Genomic DNA, 5138 nt, shown 5'->3' with positions numbered 1-5138 from the left:
TCTTCCATAACATGATATTCCAATATAGAATCTTTTTCATTTTTTATAAACGCAAATAATTTTATGTTTGCTGTAAAGTCATCATATTTGGTTACTGGACGGATACTTTGTGGTGCAAACTTTTTTGCAATTCTTAACCATTCATAAAAATGGGAATCCGCTACATTTCCAAACCATGTGGCTGATCATCCAATTCAGCACTCTATCACTAACTTCGTTCGAGGCTATAATATCTAATATTATATCTTTAATTGATTCTTTATTTATGTAAAATGGGAGTTCTAGTGACTTCAAGTTCTTTTTCCGTAGTGGTGCAGTTTCATTATAGAATGGATTAATATTATAGAGGGATTCTCTCCCAAATATATAAGCATAGGCGCTAATGGACATATATCAGGAAAATGTACCTCCCCCTTTCTTTTATATAGCCCTAAGCAAAATGTTCGACATTCAAAACAATCATTTTCTATTTGTCTCTTGTGAAAACTGTGGCTATGTAGAAGTCTACAACCCGAATGTTCTTGAAGGAAAGTCACGCGGTCAATTAGGAACTGTTTTAGATATTCTGTTCGGTTAGCAAGAAAATCCCATTCGTTTGGGCTTTTCTTAGTTTACTTCTTACTTTAATTTTGCACTCCAAGGCATGACAACTTTACCGAAGCCTTCTGCACCTTTAATCTGGTTCTGTTTTGCAAGCCCGACGTTATTGGCGTAGTAATCCAACATACCAAAAACAGTAAAACGATGAAACGCAGCATCGAATGATGGTTCATTTCGAGCAGCAGGTCTTATCGGTCTAAGCGTGACTGATGCTCTTCCCAAACCATGCTCATTTACTGGCGCATCAAATTTAATGAACTCATTAAGTCCATCTGCTACGGTAATCACGGTCACTACACCCATTTTCTTTGATGGAAAGCGCGGATCAATTGGAGTATTGATTTTGAAGCTCCACTCACCTTTACTATCTGTTAGACCATTTGCAGCAATATTGCCATTACGATCAATGACAATTAGACGAGCATCGGGTTGCACGATTCATCAATAAAAGGTTTCTCCTTCGTTCCATATTCATCCACCACAGAAGAAACCTTAAAGCTCATTGTTGCTTCAACCGTATTTATTGCAGGTCTTGCTTCAACCCAATCATGAGCAAATGCTATAAAAACAAACGCAAACATGATACTTCTATAACACCGAATAATCAATTTCATCACCCTCCGGCGTTACAAGCTGAAACAGTATCGCTTCTTTCCGATCATCAAGCATCATATTCACCTTATTCACCGTTACCACTTGTACGCCATTCCTCTGCGGTCTTGCAACAATCACGACTTGATTTCCACTTGTCAGCACTTCTTCGATTTTCGCTTGCATGACAACAACTACAATTTGACCAAGACGTATTATCTGACTTTCGTCTTTTGGCTCTGTTGAACTGTGACCTAATTCTTCTTCTAAGCCAATGTCGTGAACAAAATCGTAATACTCTGATGCGCCAGCAGTAATATCCGTAAACAAACGGTGTTGAGCGTAATACAAGCGAGTCGGCACATAACTCCATCTACCGCCCGAAACGCTGCTATGCCAGTATGATTTATAAACTGGACGCTTCCAATCAGGGTTATCGAGCAATACCTTATACGGAAGCTGATTGCCATTTCTGATTATGTCTTGTGGCATCTTCAATTTTGACGGAAATGCTCGTTGCCCAAACGGTGGATCAGCAATATCTTTTGGTTCATCAATCTCCAGGCGTTTTAAGCGATCAGCTAACTTATTTGCATCTTGCGTTTGTTCTGGTTTAGCCATGACAACCGTAGGTAGTAAAAACAATGTAATGAGCAATAAAGATAGCAACCGCGACAAAAAGATCACCTTCCGTTCCACATATGCTTATACTTTTCCTCCAAATCCAATTATTAACCAACAAAAAAAGACGCTTCATCAGCGTCGTGTAAAACAAAACTAATCTCTTGTTGAAACAGAAAAGCCACGTATATGGCTCTTATAAATATAAGAAAAGCACAACCGCTGGGATACTACCTATTCAACAGAACATGTGAGGGTAACCTTCATGGGGCGTGATTTTGAGCAAAAGAAAAGCACCATCGAATGATGATGCCTAAATTATTGTACCTTAAGAAGTCTATATATCCCCTTTGAAACGAAGTTAATTAAAGAAATTATTTTCCTAATAACATATCCCAATAATTTAAAGATGCAGTCAATAATGATTTCAAATACTAGCCATCCGACGAATCGACCTAATACACCTAGAAAGGTTTCCAATCTACTTCACCAACTTACTTAGGTTCTATTAAAACATGACCTAATTATCACATTATCAGCCTAATCCATGCAATGTGAATTACTGGTTCAAGTTTTAGCTTTCTTCGGTAAATCAAAAAAAGCCGCGCAAACGATGCAGCGGCTTAATCAAACTTCTCTTTTATTGTGCTAACGTTTCTCCGTTAGTGTAATACTCATTTCATCTTTACAGGACAGAATATTTTCATTTCATTCCGTTCATCATTTAATTCTCTTATTGTTTTTTCGTCGTATCTCTCAAAATAATAAGCTGTATCATCATAGGTATATCCGTTTTCATTCAGCCATTTCGTAGTGAAATCATAAGCTGTTACCGTCTGGCTTGCCAATCCCTTATAATGTGTTAATGAGTAAGTGCGAGGAAATAAATGTATATGGACCATTCCATGCGCCAAGTTTTCAAAAGGTTCCACTTCAAAACAACAATAAAAATCTACTGTTCCATTGTTACTTTTGTAATTTGGAGGTGATATGCCATATGTCACATTTGGATTCTTAATGTTTTTTATTTCACTTTGTCTTCTTATCAATTCATCATATGCAATTTTGATTTTATTTTCTAAATTAGACATATTGGCACTCGCCCTTACCCCGACAAATGCTGAGATGTTGTCAGTTTGAACGATTTCAATCTCCATGTAATTCACTCTCCATTTTTGGGCTGCTACGTTTCAGCCCTTGTGATATTTAACTATCAGTTCACCGTAAGTTCAACGGATCATGCTGGTCCAAACATTCAATTCTTAGTTCACTACCCCAAATCTGTTTCCATCAGGATCTTGAAGTGAAAATCCCCGCATTCCGTCGAACTCCTCAATCTCACCAACATCGGCTCCTCGCTGCCGCAGAAGTTTATATGCCGACTCAACATCTTGCGTATGAAAGTTAAAATACTGTCCTACACCATAATCATTTTTCGGAAATGGTTTCTGTACAATGTTGTAGGATCGTACAAGACAAAAAATGATTTTGTTATCATTCATCATTGTCACAGTAGCGTTCGGTTCATCTTTATGCATGATTTCAAACCCTAACACACGTGTATACCATTCAGTTGATCGTTTCAGGTCGCTGACCGGGACAAAAATACCAACACCAAAAAATGGACTTTGACTCATTGAATATTTCCTCCTTTAAATATCAATGTGAACTTAACTAATAAACGACACATTCACCGAAAACCAAACAGATGGTTAAAAAGAATTTTCGGTCACCATAAATTGATTCCCGTCTGGATCTTCTAAATAGAAAGCGATCCTACCATTTACCATCTGTATGTTGCTGATTTTCACCCGCATCTTAGCCAATTCGAGATAACACTTGCATATCGCACTAAGGTCTCTCTTTTTAAAGGCTTTGACGAGGCTATCCAAATCCATTTATGAGGCATACGATTTGGGAGGAACTTCCCTTTCAAAAGGATCTGTACTAGCTACCTCAAATCGACGGGCCAGCTTCTTTAATCTCAGTCGGGCACGCCCCAGAGTCACCTGTACGGTCCCTTCCGCTTGTGATAAGAACTCGGCGGTTTCTTTCGAAGTAAAATCAAAAACATCTAAGGGATTTATAATGCGGATAGGCGGTACACGTTGCTCTGTTAATTACTCTTTCCTAATATGCCTCATTCAGACACAGGCCCGCCAGCCGCATTATGGATACGGTGCTGTAGGAAGTAGCAGACAACCTACTTACTCATCTGCCTCTATATTATCTTCACGTTTTATTTCTTCAATTAAGTTTGCTATTAAGTTGCTTGTTTTGATTAGTTCTGTATCTATCCATAATTTCCCTTGCTTAGTTGTATAGTACTCGATGTTATTACCAAATATATTTTTCCTTTTGACCTTATATTGAACCCATCTTATTGCATGATTTGGATCTGAGATGCCGTAATAAAATACCGGCTTAGTAGCAATTTTCATGAGTTGTCTTATTAGGTCGGGTCTAAAATAACAGATATGTGCAATAATCGAGAAGTAGCCACAAGCCGCTCCATCACAAGAGTAACTGGGCAAGAATCCATCTACATGCGATACAATCTCTTCATCAGTGAATTGAAATGGATTTTTTTCAAATGATTTAAGTATAGTTTGTAGTTCTGGATCTCTTGAAAATTGATTTATCATTTATCCATTTCTCCTATATCGGGATAATACGGCTAATTCCTATAACAATATTTACTATGTTCTCATACTCTATCTATGAATAAGAACATAATCCGACTAAGTAACGGAGTTGAGGTATCTGGACTCCATACCATTAAAATCCCCTTATTTTGAATCTGTTGTTTATAAATCCTTTTATTCAACGATACTTATTATATTCGGTAAGTCTTTATATTTTCCTTTTTTTGTAATTATTCTGCCCGTTACTTCAACAGGCTGCCGTGTAAGTCGGCAACCTGTTGTTATTGAGCTATCGTTCCTCGTTAGCGCAATACCTACATTTCCGTTCGAGCAAATGCCCATGAAAAAAGAAAAAGGACGCCCACAAGCTTGCGGGCGCTCTCCTTTGATTCCGGCGTTCTGACAAAGTATGTTCACCATAAATACCTCGTTCGGTACATCGAATTACTATAGTTCAAAGCCGTGTGGTCTCGCTAGTTCGAAACCGAATTTTAGGTAGTACGACGGGTGCCCAATGAGAAACACAAGCGTGCCGTATGAAGTAACAAGTTATTTTTTCTTCACCGGAATCCAAATCTCCCCAGTAACATATCCTGCCGTTCCATAATACATTTCGAAGCTAGGGCCTTCAACCTGTTCGTATTCCGATGTCGGAAACCATTCGGAATAAATCCGTCCCCA

7 protein-coding genes are annotated in these 5138 nt (G+C 38.2%); 1 reads left to right on the top strand and 6 read right to left on the bottom strand.

Features of this window, described 5'->3' with window-relative positions; genetic code table 11:
• Positions 1-382: 382 nt before the first annotated feature.
• Positions 383-577 (top strand): zinc ribbon domain-containing protein, encoded by a 195-nt coding sequence (locus tag GC102_RS33495; protein WP_171693343.1) that lies wholly within the window; start codon positions 383-385, stop codon positions 575-577.
• Positions 578-618: 41 nt separating this feature from the next.
• Here the strand turns inward: GC102_RS33495 and GC102_RS33490 are convergent, their stop codons facing one another.
• From GC102_RS33490 to GC102_RS33465, 6 genes are all read right to left on the bottom strand, one after another.
• The gene (locus tag GC102_RS33490) at positions 619-1035 is read right to left on the bottom strand and encodes a hypothetical protein (RefSeq protein WP_171693342.1); all 417 of its coding nucleotides are present in this window, start codon (positions 1033-1035) and stop codon (positions 619-621) included.
• 153 nt (positions 1036-1188) lie between these two features.
• Entirely contained in the window at positions 1189-1869 is a 681-nt protein-coding gene (locus tag GC102_RS33485; protein ID WP_171693341.1) for a hypothetical protein, read from the bottom strand.
• 617 nt (positions 1870-2486) lie between these two features.
• On the bottom strand, positions 2487-2969 hold the full coding sequence (locus tag GC102_RS33480; protein WP_171693340.1) for a GyrI-like domain-containing protein: 483 nt from the start codon (positions 2967-2969) through the stop codon (positions 2487-2489).
• A gap of 105 nt (positions 2970-3074) precedes the next feature.
• The gene (locus GC102_RS33475) at positions 3075-3449 is read right to left on the bottom strand and encodes a VOC family protein (protein WP_171693339.1); all 375 of its coding nucleotides are present in this window, start codon (positions 3447-3449) and stop codon (positions 3075-3077) included.
• Between the two features lie 570 nt (positions 3450-4019).
• The gene (locus GC102_RS33470) at positions 4020-4457 is read right to left on the bottom strand and encodes a hypothetical protein (RefSeq protein ID WP_171693338.1); all 438 of its coding nucleotides are present in this window, start codon (positions 4455-4457) and stop codon (positions 4020-4022) included.
• Between the two features lie 549 nt (positions 4458-5006).
• Positions 5007-5138: GyrI-like domain-containing protein (locus GC102_RS33465; RefSeq protein WP_171693337.1), on the bottom strand; the 132-nt coding region annotated here is incomplete at its 5' end.

This window comes from Paenibacillus germinis (assembly GCF_013141785.1).
GTDB lineage: Bacteria > Bacillota > Bacilli > Paenibacillales > NBRC-103111 > Paenibacillus_E > Paenibacillus_E phytorum.
Note: the sequence above shows the minus strand (reverse complement) of the source record. Positions and strands in the feature narration are given on the sequence as shown.

Bases quoted from the DNA above. Each gene is read 5' to 3' on its own strand.
- GC102_RS33495 (WP_171693343.1), top strand. From the start codon at position 383: ATGGACATATATCAGGAAAATGTACCTCCCCCTTTCTTTTATATAGCC.
- GC102_RS33475 (WP_171693339.1), bottom strand. From the start codon at position 3,449: ATGAGTCAAAGTCCATTTTTTGGTGTTGGTATTTTTGTCCCGGTCAGC.
- GC102_RS33470 (WP_171693338.1), bottom strand. From the start codon at position 4,457: ATGATAAATCAATTTTCAAGAGATCCAGAACTACAAACTATACTTAAA.
- GC102_RS33480 (WP_171693340.1), bottom strand. From the start codon at position 2,969: ATGGAGATTGAAATCGTTCAAACTGACAACATCTCAGCATTTGTCGGG.